Origin of the sequence: Colwellia sp. BRX10-4 (genome assembly GCF_014077465.1) — a bacterium.
Taxonomy (GTDB): Bacteria; Pseudomonadota; Gammaproteobacteria; order Enterobacterales; family Alteromonadaceae; genus Colwellia_A.
In genome coordinates this window covers 1-16,998 of sequence record NZ_JACGVZ010000031.1, presented here as the reverse complement: position 1 = coordinate 16,998, position 16,998 = coordinate 1, and the positions used below count along the sequence as shown (strand labels likewise).

The following is a 16,998-nucleotide window of genomic DNA, read 5'->3' as shown; positions in this document are numbered from 1 at the left end:
TCCTAACAATTAGATCACTGAAACTTACCCGTAATAAGATGAGAATGGCTGTAAATCTTCTGTTGAGCTTATTATGAACAAAATTATCATCGTCATCTGTTTTAACATCTTGTTTTCTTTTAATAGTTACGCAATGAAATCTAATGATTATATTATTTCTATTAAGCATGCAACTAACGACAGTGACTATTACTCAAGTGTTGGCGTAGAGGTAATTCATCGTAAACTTAATAGTTATTTAGGTTTCTCGGTTAATAGCTCAATAGGCTATGCAAGGGTTACCGATACCTTTGATTATCAACATGGTTTTATTGCATGGGAAGGCGGTATAAAAATAGGTTACTTTTCTAACTTTAGTCTTTATGCTGAATTTGGCGTTGATCTGCTTGAGCTTGCCTTTAATGATCGAAGTGACGATGACTATTCATATAATGATAAGCGCTATAATACAGATTTCGAAAATGATAACTTTGACCATCATTACAATGATAACGATTCAGATGGTTATATAGGGATCGGTAGTTCGATGATGATTGAGCAAATAAAAGTTACAGCATTTGTTCGTTTTCGTGAAATAAGTGGTTATAACTGGCAAGCAAAAAACTATGCCTTTAGCGGCATTGAGTTAGCGGTAGTTTTTTAATTAAATTACCATCGTTTGTTTGCTTGTTTCTTTCTTTTCTCTACGGCAAAATAGTCCCTATAGATATTTACAAATAATAGAGAAAATAATGAGCGCAAATTCAGCAGCACAAAATCAAATAAAACAAATGCTAACCATGCAAGACGCGATGAATACGCGTGTTAGTGATACCTGGCAAGAAAATGGTTATGAGTGGTATCGCGCCATTTGGGTTGAGTGTGCTGAAATGTTAGACCATCACGGATGGAAATGGTGGAAACATCAAGAAATAGATATTGCGCAAGTGCAATTGGAGTTGGTTGATATTTTTCATTTTGGTTTAAGCTTACGTTTAATGACAGGCGAAACCGTTACAAGTATTACTGACACCTTATCAACAGAACTCACTGAAAGCTCAGGCGAAAAAGATTTTAAAATTGCCCTTGAAAACCTAGCGTCAGCCGCCGTTACTAACAAAAGTTTTGATGCGATTGCCTTAGCTGATTGTATGCGTTTGATGAATATGGACCTAGATGAATTATTTCGTCAATATGTTGGCAAAAACACCTTGAATTTTTTCCGTCAAGACCACGGTTATAAAGAAGGGACATACATCAAAGTTTGGCATGACGAAGAAGACAATGAAGTATTAGCTAATTTAGTTAATACCTTAGATGCCAGTGCAAGTGATTTTCAGCAACAACTTTATGCCGCACTTGAGGCAAAATACCCAGCATAATTATTCGCTCAAAACCTAACAAAGACTCTAGATAAATAATAACTAGAGTCTTTTATCCCCCACCATTTTTTCCATTCTAAAACAGTATGTTAGCTTGAAGCATACAGAATAAACTCTACTTTTCGAACGGTTATTAAAACAACTCTTTTATATTAAGATCTGTCGCATAAATTCCACCTAGCCAAGGGTTATTAAAAGAATCTAGTGAATTATGATCTGTGGCACAAATTCTGCTTACTCAACTGTTATTAAGAAGACCGTCAAGAATTTGAACCGCCGGAGCAGTGTATGGAATTAATTCTCTTTGCCATGATCAGCCTAATTGTTATTGTCGCTTTGTTAGCTAGCCGCTTAAACGACAATAGTTTTCCTTTTCCATTTGATAAAAAGCAAAGCCTTTTTACACCAGCAGAGAAGAATTTTCAAAATTTGCTCGAACAAGCCCTTGGTGGTAAATATCGTATTATTAATCGAGTAAAACTTGCTGATATCGTCACTGTTCGTCATGGTGTGTCGAACAGAGCAAGCCAAACAGCATCAGCGAATGCCGAAAGTAAATACTTAGATTTTGCTATTTGTGATCGGGAGAGTATGAGGCTATGCGGCGTTATTGATTTAGTTGATACCCAAGGCAAAGGCTATAAAATCAAAAAAGACTGGTTTGTCAGCGGCGCATTAGAAGCATCTTCAATTCCTCATATTCGTATAAAAGTGAAAGCTAATTATACTGTTGACGAGATCCGCGCTTGTATTTACAGTCGACTTTTAGGAAACAGACCTCCTGAGCCAAAAATTAAAGGAAAAATTATTCCTGCTCCTATGCTAAAGCCTCGACCCAATAGAAATAGAGAAGAAGTTGGCGCCTTGTCTCCTATTGCCGCTCGCGCGCAATTAGGCTCATCAACAACAGGTAATGCTATGTCGCAACGAATTCCTGCACCGCAAGTAGCCGCATTACCTCATTAAACTCTACAATAAAATCACCCCATTATTAAAATAAAAAGTCAGTGATTTACATCGCTGACTTTTTTTTTTCGCTTAGATATAATTACCGTGCGTGGCTGTATTAATGCCATAAAGGCTAAGAGTGGCAATGTGATCGTAATATATTGTTGCCGTATAATCTTATGCCTATTCAACTCATACATAGAAAGACAGGATGTCTGAGAAAGGCCATCCTGAACATATACGCTCTTTGCCATCTCGATAACCGCTCCTGCGTTACTCTACTTCCTACATCCATGTAGTCACAGCACCGCGTTATAACGTTCATCCTGAACATAAATATACGACATCTGGGAATCTTCACGTTATAATTGTTTTATTAGATGTTATCAACGAATTGGAAATAAAATGAAAGCAGGAATAATTGGCGCAATGGAGCCAGAAGTTGCTATTTTAAAAGCAAAATTAACTCATGCAGTAACGATCGAACATGCAGGTTATACTTTTTATCAAGGGCAACTCAACGGCAGTAATGTCGTTATTGTACAATCGGGGATTGGTAAAGTGGCTGCAGCCTTAGCAACCGCCATTTTAATTGATAAGTTCCAGCCTGACTATATTGTTAATACCGGCTCTGCTGGTGGTTTTGAACAGTCATTAAAAGTAGGCGATATTGTCATTAGTTCAGAAGTTCGCTATCACGATGTGGATGTCACCGCTTTTGGCTATGAGATTGGTCAGTTACCCGGCAATCCAGCTGCTTATATTCCTCACCCGACACTTGTTAAGGCCGCACAGGCAGGTGTTGCTGAATTGGAAAATATCCAGACCTTACTGGGTTTAATCACTACCGGCGATACCTTTATGACAGCTGATGATGATATTGCCAAAGCCCGCGCTAACTTTCCGACTATGGCCGCGGTTGAAATGGAAGGAGCCGCAATTGCTCATACCTGTCATCAATTTAAGGTGCCTTTTGTGGTTATTCGTTCTATGTCTGATATAGCAGGTAAAGAGTCTCCTACCTCTTTTGAAGCTTATTTAGAAACAGCTTCGGTGAATTCATCTCAGTTAGTTGAAAATATGCTCGACGCATTGCAAGGTAAAAAGTTAACTTAAGCCCTAAGTTTAATCGATACCAACGCCACTAATTTTGTGATCTTGTTCGCGCAAGGAGAATATATCAAAGCAAGGCTGACGATTTTCTAATCACTAGCTATAGGCATTGAGTGCGACGCAGGTTTGGAGTATTTTAACCCGCACAAGTGAGCAATAATTTAATGGAATGGCTATAAATATGACTGCTAATAATCTAACAAACTTAATTGATATCAGCCCTTTCGCCTATTCAGTTGTCATGCTTTACGGTGTTATTTTGATTAAGCTTTTTACTGGCTATTTAGCGAGTCATCAACCCTTAAGGTTTTTTCGAATTTTTTGCGATCAACTCGCCAAAAAAGTCAATAAAAGTAGGAATACTGACCGTCAGTGTTTTATTTCTGGTTTAATTGCTATTGTAGTTAGCCTTACGCCTATAGTCATTATTCTTTGGTTATTTGAAGCTTTTGTTGAGGCCACCTGGCTTTGGCAGGGATTTTTACTTTATCTTGCCTTAGGCTGTTTACAACTAGGAAAAACAAGTAAAGAGATTGCCAAGTTAATTGTCGCCAACAAAAATTTCGAAGCTAAACAGTTATTAAACCCCTGGCTGTTACGTAATACCGAACAGCTTTCCTCTTTGGGCTTAGCAAAGAGCTGTATTGAGATGTTATTGCTTCGAGCGGTACAAAATTTATTCACCATTAGCTTGGTATTTTTACTTTTTGGTCCACTTACTGCTTTAGTTTGTCGATTGCTTATTGAGATGCATTACAGCTGGAATAACAAACAAAATAGTTTTCAACCTTTTGGCGACAGTGTTGCTTTTATTGTCAACATTATACAATGGCTACCTAGCCGTATTTTTTCATTAATCCTGCTTTTGGGCTGTATTGGCAAAAATTTTGTTTTATTTTTTCGGTTAAATCGCCGCTACTTTTTTCAATTAAATAATAGCTATGTGCTCAATTTATTTTCCTTGTCATTAGAGGTTAAACTTGGTGGTGTGGCTATGTATCAAAATATAAAATTACGTAAAACAAGTTACAACGATCACGGCAGGCAGCCTCAAGCTACTGATATTATTCATGCCAGTAAACGTATTAGCCAAGTGTTCTATTTTTGTTTTCTATTTTTAACACTACTGACATTATTCATTTACTCGTTCAATATCAATAGGTAACAAACATGTATGAACTTCTTTACTGGTTAGATTTATTTGGTATTGTTGTCTTTGCCTTATCGGGTGCATTAATGGCTGGGCGTTATAAGCTCGACCCTTTTGGTGTTGTCGTATTAGCCGCAGTAACAGCGATTGGCGGCGGTACCATCCGCGATATTACTTTAGATACGCCAGTATTTTGGGTTGCCAATCCGATTTATCTTTATGTTATTTTATTGACTGCCGTGTTGACAATTATCATTATTCGCCGTCCTAAGCGTATTCCAAAGCGCTTTTTACTGATTGCTGATGCGTTTGGTTTAGCATTATTTGCTGTTTTAGGTACTGAGAAATCATTAAGTTTAGGCGCTCCTGTATTTGTTGCTGTTGTAATGGGCACCATCACGGGTGTTGCTGGTGGGATGATCCGTGATGTTATATGTAATGTTATTCCAATGATCTTACAAAAAGAAATTTATGCTACTGCTGCGATTTTAGGTGGCTCTTTGTATGCGTTATTTCGATACTTGGCTTGGCCAGAAAATATCGCCATTATTTCTGCAATTCTTGGCGCATTAACGCTGAGACTAGCCGCTATTTATTGGCGAGTTTCACTGCCAGCGTTTCATATTGTTGAAAAAGAAGAAAATAAATAATGCCAGCTCAGTGTTTTTCAGATATCGATAAGTTGTTTGTTTCTGTTAGATAATTAAGAGATACTAAAGGCTAGATTTTAATCACTTTATAATTTCATTAAATGACTAAACCATTATTAACACTCATCGAACTATTTTATGACTGATAAAGATAAAATCATCGAAAAACTATCTAAAAAAATAGTCATGTTAACTCAAGAAAATGAGCTCATTAAAGATGAGCATAAAAAATTAACTGAGTATTTATCTGCAGCTCTAGATAGGACTGGTTTATTTATCTGGGAGCAACATATACCTAGTGGGCAGTTAAAAATATTAGATCAAGCGTTTGGTAGCATGTGCGGTTTTGAAACCAATGAAATTGAATCAACAGTATCCTCTTGGAAAAATAACTTACATCCAGATGATAAAGAAAAAGTTATCGCTGCATTTGAAGAACATTTAGCGGGAATAACACCCTACTTTCATATGATTTACCGTATGAAACACAAGGACGGAAGTGATGTATGGGTATCTGATCGCGGCAGAGTTATTGAGTTTGATGATGATAATAACCCTTTACGTATGACAGGAACACATACTGATATTACCCAAGAAAAACTTTATGAATTAGAGTTAGCTCAATATGCTAATTTAGATCCACTCACTAATTTACTGAACAGAAAAGCCCTTGAACATAATTTTGAAGTCTACACTAACACCAGTAAATATTGTGGTGGTGCCTTATTTTTTATTGATTTAGACGATTTTAAATCAATAAATGATATTTACGGACATAAAGTGGGCGATAAATTACTGCTACATGTTACCAGTAACTTTGAAGCCTTAGCGCCAACAGACGCCTTAATTGCCCGATTCGGAGGTGATGAATTCGCGATTATTTGTAAAACAACCGATAGACTAACCCTTGAATTATTAGCGCAGTCGATATTAACAATATTAGCTAAACCCACAGAAATTGAAGGGATAAAAATATCAATTAATTTAAGTATCGGTATATGCATTTTTGAAGAAAATAATGAAAGCTTTGCCAATATCTATGAAAGAGCTGACAAAGCGATGTATTCGGTGAAACGAAAAGGCAAAAATCATTATGCCTTTTGGGACGAAGACAAAGAAAGTTAAACGTCAAGTTCCTCTGCTTAAGCCTCCATTCCCCAGCCATCGTTATAGCCATTATACTTTGCAGCAAGTTGTTCAAGTTGTGCTTCTTGCGCGACAATCGCATCGTAACAAGGTAGCATTTTTACAGTGCAATCTAAATCCCAAACATTAGGTGTTTCATCAGGATGAATGACTAATTCCATTTCAGGTGCATGTTCTGCTAAATAATCAGCCATTGCTTGAGCTTGCTCTTTTTTTTCGAACAATTGAAAAAACACGACGGGATGAATAATAGACAAATCAATACCAGCATCTTGCATTTCAGCCAAAATTTGGCCTGTTTCATCATTTGGAAAGGTCATAAAAGTTATAATCTGGGTAAAAAGTACTTCATTATAAACCGCTATTTTCTTCAACTCCACAGGAGAGTTAATTATTAATGTTTGAGTAGCTGCATAAATTATTCTGACAACTCAATTGACTCTTTTGGGGGTAGTGAGGGCACCTTACCACTGAATTAGTCTCATCTGCTGTTTTCGCTAATAAAGAGGCGCCAATGGTATTAATAGCAAAGGCACATGCTAACTCTCCAAAGGTAATGTTAATTAGCACACATTGTTTTTTTGATGAGCAGGTTAAGTTTTCTAGCAATATTTTTTGTTTGACCGAGACAAAGGTCTTACTTGTTAATTGATTCGTCTTGGCAGCAACGTTTATAAGAGAGGTTTCAATAACCTTATTAAGCTTGTGCTCATTTCTTTTTTCTTTGCTTTTTTGAGCCGCCCTTTCCTGATCAAGCTGATGTTTTAACTGCGTTGTTGCTATTTCATGTTCTTTTAATAAATACCCTAGGCCTAATAAAATAGTGATAAAAATCACTACGGCTATCAATGTTATCGTTAACCATTTAAGCATTGTTAGCTTTACTTGCATCACGAGAATGAGGATATTTATCTATCATCGCATCAATAGCCTGATAAATTTTCAATTGAACTTCTCTACTATTATCAGTTTTAACATTAATTTTCAAAGGGTAAACACTTCGCCAAACTGAACGTTTTTTTTCAGGGTCGAGTACGTCAATAATCAAACTTCCCGGTTTAGTTTGCCACTGTTTTTTGTCGGCTTGCGCTTCTCCGCCACGCAAACAAAGAGAACAATAAAGCACCCCATTATTATAGGTTAACAATTCCTTAGTGTTTTCATTAACAAGATGATAAGTAACCACAATATCAGCATCATCTAGCGTATTATAAATAAAACCATTCTTATCTAATACTTGCTCTATGGCTAATTCAATACTGTTACGCGTGGTATAACTAATATTTTGAAACTGGCCAAATTCAGAGTTACGCTTATAAAAAGCGTAGCTGCTTACCTTTGAAAAATTAAAGTTAGTTTGATATTTTGAAATGGCCGGTTGGTGTACTGTACAACCTGATAGCATGAGTGCTGGTAAGCATAGCAAGGTTATTAAAAAAATAAGCTGAAAAGATACTGGCTGGCTATTTTTAATCAAGAATAAAAGGCATAAATAATAAAAAGGATAACTTAAGCCTACCCTGCTGAAAAAAAATTACAACTATTTGCGCAAGTAATAAAATGACCGCAGAATGTTTTGTGTAAATAACTTACATCAACACAGATAAATCAACTTGGATAAAATTAATGACCTTACCGCCAAATTCAGCTGCAAAGGTTTGCGCATCTTTTTGTTTACTAAAACTTACCGGTGTTTTAATTGAGCTCACAAAAAACCATGCGTTACGGGTATTGCTACAGATAAAAACATCAAAAACATTAATAGCAAACCATTGATTTTGAGTGTCCTCACGCTATTTTTAGCTATGACTTAACATTTTTTTATTTAATTTTAATTCAGTAACCCTAAAGGGACTACTGAGACAATATGTCGCATATATTAGATCACAGTTAAACAGTTATGTAGTTCAACAAAAAAATAAAAATACAGAACAAAGAGTTAAAGAAGCGCCAGCATAAGAAAAGGTAACAACTAGCGTCGTAGAATGTCTGGAGTGGCTGTAGAGTGATAACGGTGGTGTTTCACGATAATCGAGGTTAGTTTAGGCTCAGAACTCTACTCGCAGAGAGAAAGTCGACAACTAGTATCACTATCGTATATTGATATCTGGTGTAGTATTAATGTCGCCATCTTCGCTTATAGTTGCTGCTGTACCATTTTTTAAGACAAGAACAGCAGTACTGCCACTCGATGTAAACCGAGTAAAGCGGAGTTCATAGCCATATTTAGTTAAACTCAGTGCAGCAAAACGTTGAGCTAACGTTAATTTTTTCCAATTATTATCAGATTCAAATTCACTGTCATCGAAATATTGTCGCCGTTCGATTAAATTATTTCTCTCGGGTTTATTTTCCATAGTGCGGCTCAATACTGTATTTAATATTTGGTTCAACAAAATAACAACTCGACAACTTTAATGAGTGGGATTTATCGGTTAACAACCTTAACTCGACAAATTAATAGCACAAATCATTCCAAAATTAAAATACTTTTACTTAACAATAAGCTACAGACAAGGCGTTCTATGCTTACAACTAAATTTAATGTTAGTGTAAAAAAATTGACGAATGATTATTAAGTAATTAGCTGGGTTTTATTACCGAGACAATAAATGAAAGTCATTATGGTTTTAGGTGTAAAGCACATGACTCTTTAATGAACTACAAAAAAGCCAGTAATAAATACTGGCTGATACATAGATTATAAATATGTAAGGTTATTTTACTGTTACTTTAGCAAATTTACGTTTGCCAACTTGGTAAATAGCCGTAGTCCCCGAAGCAACACGCAGCTTACTGTCGGTAATTTTTTCACCTTCAATTTTAGCCGCCCCTTGTTTAATCATTCGCATGGCGTCTGAAGTACTCGCTACTAAGCCCGCTTCTTTTAGTAGGTTAGCAATAGCGATGTCACCACTGTCATCAGTTATCTTAACTAATTTATCCTCAATTTCATCAGGCATTGCGCCTTTTTGAAAGCGATTAATAAATTCTTGATGTGCTGCTTCAGCCGCAGCATCATCATGAAAACGAGCAATTAACTCTTTGGCTAAATCGATTTTTACATCGCGAGGGTTCATTCCTTCAGCAATTTTTGTTTTATAAGCAGCAATCTCTTCCATTGGCCTAAAACTCAACAGTTCATAATATCGCCACATCAATACATCTGAAATAGACATTATTTTACCAAACATTTCTGTTGGGCTATCCGTTATACCAATATAGTTATTAAGCGACTTAGACATTTTCTGAACACCGTCTAACCCCTCTAAAAGAGGCATCATTAAGACCGTTTGCGGTCGTTGCCCCTCTGATTTTTGTAATTCGCGCCCCATTAACAAATTAAATTTCTGATCAGTGCCACCTAGCTCAACATCAGCCTCTAAGGCTACAGAATCCCAGCCCTGAACGAGAGGATACATAAACTCATGAATGGCAATAGATTGACCGCTGGTGTAACGTTTTTTGAAATCATCACGTTCCATCATACGGGCAACCGTCTGACGAGATGCCAGTTTTAACATACCAGCAGCGCCTAGCTTATCCATCCAGGTAGAGTTAAAAGCAACCGTTGTTTTAGCTGGGTCTAGAATTTTAAAAACTTGTTCTTTATAAGTTTCAGCATTTGCCAACACGTCTTCTCTTGTTAGTGCTTTACGCGTAACATTTTTACCGGTTGGATCACCTATCATGCCAGTGAAGTCGCCAATTAAGAAAATAACTTCATGGCCAAGCTGTTGAAACTGACGCAACTTATTAATTAATACCGTATGACCTAGATGCAAGTCTGGTGCTGTAGGGTCAAACCCTGCTTTAATTTTTAGTGGCTTTCCTGTTTTTAATTTTTCTAGTAATTCACTCTCTAGCAAAATTTCTTCTGCACCACGCTTAATTTCAGCAAACGCTTGGCTGACATCAGTCATCGACTTAGCTCCAAAAAATATAATCATAATTTATTACTCGATTCTACTGCAATAATGCCTTGGGTGAAAAGCCTTAAGTTAATATTTAGGGCAATTGTTCTATTTTTTAATTATTGCAGCTTGTTTTTCAAGGAAGAAGTGCCGCTGAGTCCCCGAGATCACTCACCTTTACGGCAATTAAATTTTACTCAAGGCTATTTTTTGATATAGTAAACGATAGCTATCGTATTAAGATACATGAAATTAGGTTGTAATCTGTTGAAAAACATAAAAAAATTCTATTTACAGTTGCCAAAACAGCATAGGGTAATTATTAGCTCATTCAGCATAATTGTGTTGTTGTTACTTCTTATTCCTTCAGAAAAGGCAACAGCCAGTCGTCAATCGACAGATACGTCACTGGAAATAGGTAAACGTTACGCATTAGTTTTACCTGAAGATCAAGATATCTCCTTAGACACACCTATTAGCAATATCGAACCATCAACAAATAAAGAAAGTATAGCCACGCCTATTAACAGTGACGAAGAGACACTAACTTGGAAAAAAGCAAAAGTACGCAGTGGTGACTCACTTGCCAAAGTATTTAAACGTCTTGGCTATAGCGCGAGAACAACATACGACGTTAGCTCAGCAAAAGGTGACTACAGTAAATTATTAAAAAAAATTAACGTTGGTGATGTCTTTAAAATAGGCCAAAACGCTGCAGGAGAGCTAGCAGTGCTGACCTACCCTTTATCAAAAACAGAAACCTTATATGTAAAATTAATTGATGATGGCAGTTACCAATCAAGTAAAGAAACCAAAACGGTAGAAATTAGAGAAACTATTGCCCACGGTGTTATAAAAAGTAATTTTTGGAATGCTGGTATTGAATCAGGTTTAAACGATGCACAAATAATTAACCTTGCTAATATTTTTGGTTGGGATATCGATTTTGCCTTAGATATTCGTGAAGGGGATAGTTTTCATGTTGTTTTTGAAAATCGATATGTCGATGGCGATCATATAGGTACAGGTAAGATTCTTGCCGCTGAATTTATTAATAAAGATGATCCTTTTCAAGCCATTCGCTTTACTGACGGCGAATATTATTCTCCTGATGGCAGAAGTATGCGCAAAGCTTTTTTACGTGCGCCGGTAAACTTTAGGTATATTAGTTCAAACTTCAAACCAAAGCGTTTTCATCCTATTCAAAAGCGCTGGAAGGCTCATCGTGGTACTGATTACCGTGCCAATAAAGGCACACCTGTTGTAGCCGCAGGTAATGGGAAAGTGACCCATTCAACCTATAACAAATATAATGGCAATTACGTATTTATTCAGCATGGCAATGGCATTGAGACTAAATATTTACACTTTTCAAAACGAAATGTTAAAAAAGGGCAACGGGTAAAACAAGGTGACGTTATTGGTTATGTAGGCTCAACTGGCATGTCAGAAGCATCGCATTTACATTATGAATTTTTACTTAATGGCGTACACCGTAATCCAAGAACGGTAAAATTACCTGATGCTAAACCCATTAATAAAAAATATGCTGCTGAGTTTTCGGTATTATCCAGCCAACGCTTAATTGAACTTTCTGGCTCTAGGCAAGCTTTGTTGGCGATGCAGACACATTAACCCTCTTTAGCCCAATAATAAATAGCGAGTATAAATGACAAAAGCTACGTTTTATATTGGGTTAATGTCTGGCACTAGTGCCGATGGCATTGACTTAGCCCTTGTTGACTTTACTAGTGGGAGTGCCGAACTAGTTGCTAGTTATTATCAAGCTTATGATAATGTCACTCGACAAAAAATCACTGAGCTTTATCTACCCAATCATAACGAAATAGACAGAGCCTTTTCACTTGATATTACCCTTGCCTATCAATTTAGTGAGGCAATAAACGCACTATTAGACAAAGAAAACTTAGTCGCTGCTGATATTATTGCTATTGGTAATCACGGTCAAACCATTCGACATCGCCCAACTCAAAGCTCTGCTATTGAAGCGCCTTTTACTTTACAAATAGGCTGTAATCAAACGTTAGCGGTATTAACCGGCATTAGAGTTATTGGTGACTTTAGAACAAAGGATATCGCCTTAGGTGGACAAGGTGCTCCTTTAGTCCCTGCATTTCATCAATTCTTATTACCTGCCACTGAAAAAGAAACCTTTTTAGTGAATATAGGGGGCATAGCTAATATCACTTTTTTGCCTAAAAAAAACTCGTCAAAAAGTGTATTAGGTTTTGATACCGGACCAGGGAACGCTCTTTTAGATGCATGGTGCTTTGAGCACTCAGGAAAGAGGTTTGACAATAATGGCGACTGGGGAAGGTCTGGAACGATTAACCAAACGCTATTAGTGCAGTTATTAAATGATGACTACTTTTTGTTATCAGCACCCAAAAGTACTGGCCGTGAATATTTTACCTTGCAATGGTTAGCGCGCTTTCTCGCCCCATTACAGATAAGCGCTGTCGACGTACAAGCAACCCTCACCGCCCTAACAGCTTGTTCTATAGCCGCCGACATTAAAAAAACATCAAATTCAGCCGATGTATATTTATGCGGAGGAGGAATTGACAATAATTTTTTTTATAAGCTTATAAAGCAAGAACTTAACAACTTTAATGTAAATAAGATACATTCACTAAAGCTGAATAATAACGCACTTGAAGCAATGGCATTTGCTTGGCTCGCATTCGCTTATGACAAAAAAATCTATGGAAATATCCCAGCAGTAACAGGGGCTAGAAAGTCAACAGTACTCGGCTGTGAGTTTTTTGCTTAATTCACTCTAGACCTAAGTAACTTTATCTTTATAATATAATGTCACCTGTTTAAGTAAACATACTCATTTAGCAGATTAATTGAACTAAATAATCAATTGTAAATCTAAATAACGTAGGGTTTATTTCTCAATGTCAACACAGCAATTTAGTCGAGGAGGTTCAATGGAATTTCATGATATTCATATTGGTATGAAATGCGGTAGTAAAAAAGGTAGTGGTACAGTCACCTGGATTGACGGGTCAACGCGCACTATTTATATGGCAAATACAGAAGAAAACAATAGCTTTGAAGTGGACTTCGAAGAAATTATAGAAGACCCTCAAGCACATAATAATACTGACGCCTATTATTAATCACTAAGGCAACCCATTACAGAAAATAAAAAGCCTCTTTTTTAAAGAGGCTTTTTATTCGATAATAAATATTTATTTCAAGAGGTTAATCGCCAACCTTCAAATTGGGTAAGTTAGTATTTGCAATCGTCGATAATACAAGTGAGACCATGAAAAAGAAGAATATTGTTGCACCTATCTTCGCTCGAAACACCTCATCATTGCTCTCTGAAACGTTAAAACTCCACCAAAAAACATGGTAAGCATAAATCAACACGTTGATCATAATTAAACACCGCCATTTTTTCAAATATAACGTCTAAATATTACATTTTAAATTGTGATAATTGCTGATTAAGCTCGTAAGCCAACTCAAGTAACTGTTCACTTATCTCTTTACCACGTATCGCATCTTTACTTGATTTTTCTGCAACGCCACTAATATTGACAACACTGACATTAATTTCGTCAGCCGCTAAATTTTGTTGCTGTGCTGCACTAGCAATTTGTGTGTTTAAATCATCAAGCTCTGTTATTTGCGACGTTATTTCTACTAATAAACTGGCTACATTCGTCACATCTTCTGCCTTTTCATTTGCCTTTTGACTGACATCATTCATAGAGTTAACCGCATTACTGGCATCGACTTGTAATCCCCTAATCGTTAACTGGATTTGGTCAATAGACTCTCTGGTACGCGTGGCTAATGAGCGCACTTCATCGGCAACCACTGCAAAGCCTCGCCCTTGCTCTCCGGCTCTTGCTGCTTCAATAGCTGCATTTAATGCCAATAAATTGGTTTGCTCGGCGATACTGGTTATTACTTCTAAAACACCCCCTACTTCATCAGTTTTATCGCTTAATGCAGCTATCATAGCGGTATTATCAATCACCTTATCACGCAATAAAACAATGCCATCTTTAGCATTTTTAACTAATTCCAAGCCTTGCGTTGCTTTTTCACGTACCGACAGTGAATTCTCAGCTGCGGTTTGAGTATTACCATGTACTTCACTCGCAGATGTATCTAGTTCATTAATTGCAGCGGCTACAGAGTCTGTGCCGTTCTTTTGTTCAAGAACAGCCGCACGCATTAAATTCGAGATTTCATCAACACTTTTTGCTGAATCAATTAATTTGTCTGTTGTTGATGAGATGGATAAAAAACTTGTTCTAAATTTTTGCATCATGCTATTTAATGCCACACTAACTGCCCCTAATTCATCATCATGGTATACTTTGATTTCTTGGTTCAAATCTAAATTGTGTTCTACATCGTTTATAGTTTTTCTAAGTCGTTTGAGGCGACTAAAAATCAATTTCTTTATGGTTAAACTTAATAACCAAAAGCTAACAACAGTGATAACTAACTGTAGGATCGCTGCTTGAGTTATAGAACTCATAATTTGCTGGTCAACTTTAGATAAATCATAGGTCACCTTTACCGCGCCTAATATTTCATTTTCTTTGACTTGATGACAGGTTAAACAGTTAGTACCACGGTAATCTGAACTGGCACGAATAGGCGAAATAAAACTCATCATTCGCTTACTGTCTTGTTCAAAAACATCAAACGCTTTAGTGCCGTTTATACCTTGTTGTTCAAAATCATCGACCGCTTTTTGATCAGCAAAACCATCACCAAAAATAGCCGTTAAAGCAGGCGCTCGAATAATACGTGCCTCAATAATTTCATCTTGGCTCAGTATTTTATTTTGTATTAACTGACGATTTACTATTGTGCCGGTTAACATCATAGTGTTCACAGAGTCAAAATAATTAAGTGCTAAACTTTCTAGATTGCGTTCAACAAGATCTTCACTGAGCTCTTTCTCATCATGATAAAAGAATATGACTGTGGTACTTAAAAACGCTATTGCGATAAGTACTAATGCAGCATTAATCTTTGCTGCCAATAATAGTGTAGAAAACATTGTGTTCATCAACCCGATAGTTAAAAGTCATCAAAGTGTAAATTATTATAATAATAAAACTTTGATTTACTTTATCAATCGAGCATATATTTTTATCTATTTATGATGGAAACAACTGTTTTATAACTCATCTCTTTACTTATTTATTATCTTCATAGATCGAGGGAAATTGTAGCGGTTGAATAAAGATGGAAACCGTTAAATACAATCGGAAACTGGAATTATTACGTTTAAGAGCAGTATCTGCCACAAAGCGGTCTAAATTTACGAATAAAAATCATCCGTCATAACGATCACTTTGATACGTTAGCTGACCTTTCACTAATTCGGTTTTATGACTCGTCTGTGCGCATTTCTGACATTAGCCTAATATTATTGGACTTACATTTTCTAATGAATAGCTATTTTTAAATAAACGACATTGACGGGGGCAAGCAATTTCATATTTTACAGTTTTTTACATAATCAGAACACTCTTTCAACACATAATTAAACAGTTGTTAGCTATATTGGCTGCAAGAATAAACTGCTTTATGCCAAGGGAAGTGGGAAGTATTATTTCGCTTTAGGTAAGTCAAGGAGGTTGTAGTGGCACTCAATATATTATTAACATTTGTTCTATTCTTATTAGTCGGTTGTAGCTCAGTACTAATCCAAAAGGTGTGGGTCGATGAGTTTATCGATACGGGAAGTATTACTAGCGATACTATTATGCAAGGTGGTGTCAAAATTGTAGGTAGTACTAATACTCTATATAGTAACTTAAACAGTAACGAGGTTATCGAATTAAATGAAGTTGTTAAGTCTACCTTTTTAGCTAAGCATAAACCTGAAAACTTTAAAGACTTAAATAAAGAACCACGTTTTTACTTAAATTATACAATTTTAAATAATAAGACTTCCCGCTCACAATCCGAAACAGATGAAAGTATTTGTTATAAAACCTATAGAGAAATGAAAATAAGACTTCATATTTTGGATAGAACTACTGAGGTTGCTACTTGGGGTGGAGTTATAAATAAAAAAACTTATAAAAAGAACTGTAATTCCAGATCTATCTCTGAAAATGAAAGCCTTGGAGGTTTTTTCTTTGAAACGCTTTTCTCTTCTGTTGTTGAGTCTGTTGTTGATTCTTCAATTGGAACATACCCAGAAGCTCCTAGTGTTGATTCTATCTCGAAGAAGATATTCTCTGACTTTCTAAAAAGGTTACCTGCATCGGCTCCTGCATCACAAGCGTAGTGATAATGTGGTATGCGTGCATATAATCGAGTAATCAGAGGTCTCTAAGACCTAGTCCAGCAGCATCATGCATGCTAGTCTGAACAGGGTGTTATCGATAGAAAATATAATCCAACTTGTCTAATAGGTTGTAATAGTTAATGTCTCTTTTGTGGCAAAAGTGACGGTTAATCAAATATCTCAAACTGCGTAATTTTTTAGCACTAATAAATATTAGTGCTAATTTTCCCTTGGTGCGTTTTGCTAACGCTAGCTACTGGTTGTTCTTTAGGTCACTAATTAGCCAAATATAGTCATTCAACCTTAATTATCTATACTTAGATTGTTTAGGTTATGTGCATGTTGTTTACGAATATCTAGCCAATAACACTTGATGATTACCGCTTTTCTTTCGAGGCAACAAGTACCTTTA

18 protein-coding genes are annotated in these 16,998 nt (G+C 36.3%); 11 read left to right on the top strand and 7 right to left on the bottom strand.

What is annotated here, in order from left to right; genetic code table 11:
• Nucleotides 1-73: 73 nt before the first annotated feature.
• The 7 genes from H4J67_RS17755 to H4J67_RS17725 all read left to right on the top strand — a co-directional run bounded on the left by H4J67_RS17755 (nucleotide 74) and on the right by H4J67_RS17725 (nucleotide 6,347).
• Nucleotides 74-643 (top strand): hypothetical protein, encoded by a 570-nt coding sequence (locus H4J67_RS17755; protein WP_220471674.1) that lies wholly within the window; start codon nucleotides 74-76, stop codon nucleotides 641-643.
• Nucleotides 644-731: 88 nt separating this feature from the next.
• On the top strand, nucleotides 732-1,361 hold the full coding sequence (locus tag H4J67_RS17750; RefSeq protein ID WP_182170438.1) for a dUTP diphosphatase: 630 nt from the start codon (nucleotides 732-734) through the stop codon (nucleotides 1,359-1,361).
• A 288-nt stretch (nucleotides 1,362-1,649) separates the two neighbouring features.
• Nucleotides 1,650-2,327, top strand: coding sequence for a DUF2726 domain-containing protein (locus H4J67_RS17745; RefSeq protein WP_182170441.1), 678 nt, complete (start codon nucleotides 1,650-1,652; stop codon nucleotides 2,325-2,327).
• 387 nt (nucleotides 2,328-2,714) lie between these two features.
• Nucleotides 2,715-3,425 carry a 5'-methylthioadenosine/S-adenosylhomocysteine nucleosidase gene (mtnN, locus tag H4J67_RS17740; RefSeq protein ID WP_182170444.1) on the top strand — a complete coding sequence of 237 codons (711 nt, stop codon included), beginning with the start codon at nucleotides 2,715-2,717 and terminating at the stop codon, nucleotides 3,423-3,425.
• A 178-nt stretch (nucleotides 3,426-3,603) separates the two neighbouring features.
• Entirely contained in the window at nucleotides 3,604-4,587 is a 984-nt protein-coding gene (locus H4J67_RS17735; protein WP_182170446.1) for a cobalamin biosynthesis protein, read from the top strand.
• A gap of 5 nt (nucleotides 4,588-4,592) precedes the next feature.
• Nucleotides 4,593-5,222: a trimeric intracellular cation channel family protein gene (locus H4J67_RS17730; protein ID WP_182170448.1), complete on the top strand. Its 630-nt coding sequence runs from the start codon at nucleotides 4,593-4,595 to the stop codon at nucleotides 5,220-5,222.
• A gap of 138 nt (nucleotides 5,223-5,360) precedes the next feature.
• Entirely contained in the window at nucleotides 5,361-6,347 is a 987-nt protein-coding gene (locus H4J67_RS17725) for a sensor domain-containing diguanylate cyclase (protein ID WP_182170450.1), read from the top strand.
• Between the two features lie 17 nt (nucleotides 6,348-6,364).
• On the opposite strand, the gene H4J67_RS17720 is transcribed toward H4J67_RS17725, so the two are convergent.
• From H4J67_RS17720 to tyrS, 6 genes are all read right to left on the bottom strand, one after another.
• Nucleotides 6,365-6,688 (bottom strand): ribonuclease E inhibitor RraB, encoded by a 324-nt coding sequence (locus H4J67_RS17720; RefSeq protein ID WP_070375614.1) that lies wholly within the window; start codon nucleotides 6,686-6,688, stop codon nucleotides 6,365-6,367.
• A 67-nt stretch (nucleotides 6,689-6,755) separates the two neighbouring features.
• Nucleotides 6,756-7,241 (bottom strand): hypothetical protein, encoded by a 486-nt coding sequence (locus tag H4J67_RS17715; RefSeq protein WP_182170452.1) that lies wholly within the window; start codon nucleotides 7,239-7,241, stop codon nucleotides 6,756-6,758.
• A complete protein-coding gene (locus tag H4J67_RS17710) occupies nucleotides 7,234-7,773 on the bottom strand; it encodes a DUF4136 domain-containing protein (protein WP_182170454.1) in 540 nt (179 codons plus the stop codon). The genes H4J67_RS17715 and H4J67_RS17710 overlap by 8 nt, the downstream gene beginning before the upstream one ends.
• A gap of 184 nt (nucleotides 7,774-7,957) precedes the next feature.
• Nucleotides 7,958-8,077: a nitrous oxide reductase accessory protein NosL gene (locus H4J67_RS17705; protein WP_182170456.1), complete on the bottom strand. Its 120-nt coding sequence runs from the start codon at nucleotides 8,075-8,077 to the stop codon at nucleotides 7,958-7,960.
• A 381-nt stretch (nucleotides 8,078-8,458) separates the two neighbouring features.
• Nucleotides 8,459-8,725: a hypothetical protein gene (locus H4J67_RS17700; protein WP_220463185.1), complete on the bottom strand. Its 267-nt coding sequence runs from the start codon at nucleotides 8,723-8,725 to the stop codon at nucleotides 8,459-8,461.
• A gap of 360 nt (nucleotides 8,726-9,085) precedes the next feature.
• Nucleotides 9,086-10,291 (bottom strand): tyrosine--tRNA ligase, encoded by a 1,206-nt coding sequence (gene tyrS, locus H4J67_RS17695; RefSeq protein WP_182204538.1) that lies wholly within the window; start codon nucleotides 10,289-10,291, stop codon nucleotides 9,086-9,088.
• Between the two features lie 237 nt (nucleotides 10,292-10,528).
• Here tyrS and H4J67_RS17690 point away from each other — a divergent pair, with 237 nt between their 5' ends.
• The 3 genes from H4J67_RS17690 to H4J67_RS17680 all read left to right on the top strand — a co-directional run bounded on the left by H4J67_RS17690 (nucleotide 10,529) and on the right by H4J67_RS17680 (nucleotide 13,431).
• Nucleotides 10,529-11,917 carry an OapA family protein gene (locus H4J67_RS17690; RefSeq protein WP_182204523.1) on the top strand — a complete coding sequence of 463 codons (1,389 nt, stop codon included), beginning with the start codon at nucleotides 10,529-10,531 and terminating at the stop codon, nucleotides 11,915-11,917.
• Between the two features lie 34 nt (nucleotides 11,918-11,951).
• Nucleotides 11,952-13,076 (top strand): anhydro-N-acetylmuramic acid kinase, encoded by a 1,125-nt coding sequence (locus H4J67_RS17685; protein WP_182170461.1) that lies wholly within the window; start codon nucleotides 11,952-11,954, stop codon nucleotides 13,074-13,076.
• Between the two features lie 130 nt (nucleotides 13,077-13,206).
• A complete protein-coding gene (locus H4J67_RS17680; RefSeq protein ID WP_259368664.1) occupies nucleotides 13,207-13,431 on the top strand; it encodes a hypothetical protein in 225 nt (74 codons plus the stop codon).
• Between the two features lie 305 nt (nucleotides 13,432-13,736).
• Here H4J67_RS17680 and H4J67_RS17675 read toward each other — a convergent pair whose 3' ends face one another.
• Nucleotides 13,737-15,344, bottom strand: coding sequence for a methyl-accepting chemotaxis protein (locus H4J67_RS17675; RefSeq protein ID WP_182204522.1), 1,608 nt, complete (start codon nucleotides 15,342-15,344; stop codon nucleotides 13,737-13,739).
• Between the two features lie 588 nt (nucleotides 15,345-15,932).
• Here H4J67_RS17675 and H4J67_RS17670 point away from each other — a divergent pair.
• Nucleotides 15,933-16,586 carry a hypothetical protein gene (locus H4J67_RS17670; RefSeq protein ID WP_182170467.1) on the top strand — a complete coding sequence of 218 codons (654 nt, stop codon included), beginning with the start codon at nucleotides 15,933-15,935 and terminating at the stop codon, nucleotides 16,584-16,586.
• Nucleotides 16,587-16,998: the final 412 nt, after the last annotated feature.

Coding starts and splice junctions, on each gene's coding strand:
- H4J67_RS17755 (WP_220471674.1), top strand. CDS start 74: ATGAACAAAATTATCATCGTCATCTGTTTTAACATCTTGTTTTCTTTT.
- H4J67_RS17750 (WP_182170438.1), top strand. CDS start 732: ATGAGCGCAAATTCAGCAGCACAAAATCAAATAAAACAAATGCTAACC.
- H4J67_RS17745 (WP_182170441.1), top strand. CDS start 1,650: ATGGAATTAATTCTCTTTGCCATGATCAGCCTAATTGTTATTGTCGCT.
- mtnN (WP_182170444.1), top strand. CDS start 2,715: ATGAAAGCAGGAATAATTGGCGCAATGGAGCCAGAAGTTGCTATTTTA.
- H4J67_RS17735 (WP_182170446.1), top strand. CDS start 3,604: ATGACTGCTAATAATCTAACAAACTTAATTGATATCAGCCCTTTCGCC.
- H4J67_RS17730 (WP_182170448.1), top strand. CDS start 4,593: ATGTATGAACTTCTTTACTGGTTAGATTTATTTGGTATTGTTGTCTTT.
- H4J67_RS17725 (WP_182170450.1), top strand. CDS start 5,361: ATGACTGATAAAGATAAAATCATCGAAAAACTATCTAAAAAAATAGTC.
- H4J67_RS17720 (WP_070375614.1), bottom strand. CDS start 6,688: ATGACCTTTCCAAATGATGAAACAGGCCAAATTTTGGCTGAAATGCAA.
- H4J67_RS17715 (WP_182170452.1), bottom strand. CDS start 7,241: ATGCTTAAATGGTTAACGATAACATTGATAGCCGTAGTGATTTTTATC.
- H4J67_RS17710 (WP_182170454.1), bottom strand. CDS start 7,773: ATGCTATCAGGTTGTACAGTACACCAACCGGCCATTTCAAAATATCAA.
- H4J67_RS17700 (WP_220463185.1), bottom strand. CDS start 8,725: ATGGAAAATAAACCCGAGAGAAATAATTTAATCGAACGGCGACAATAT.
- tyrS (WP_182204538.1), bottom strand. CDS start 10,291: ATGACTGATGTCAGCCAAGCGTTTGCTGAAATTAAGCGTGGTGCAGAA.
- H4J67_RS17690 (WP_182204523.1), top strand. CDS start 10,529: ATGAAATTAGGTTGTAATCTGTTGAAAAACATAAAAAAATTCTATTTA.
- H4J67_RS17685 (WP_182170461.1), top strand. CDS start 11,952: ATGACAAAAGCTACGTTTTATATTGGGTTAATGTCTGGCACTAGTGCC.
- H4J67_RS17680 (WP_259368664.1), top strand. CDS start 13,207: ATGTCAACACAGCAATTTAGTCGAGGAGGTTCAATGGAATTTCATGAT.
- H4J67_RS17675 (WP_182204522.1), bottom strand. CDS start 15,344: ATGTTTTCTACACTATTATTGGCAGCAAAGATTAATGCTGCATTAGTA.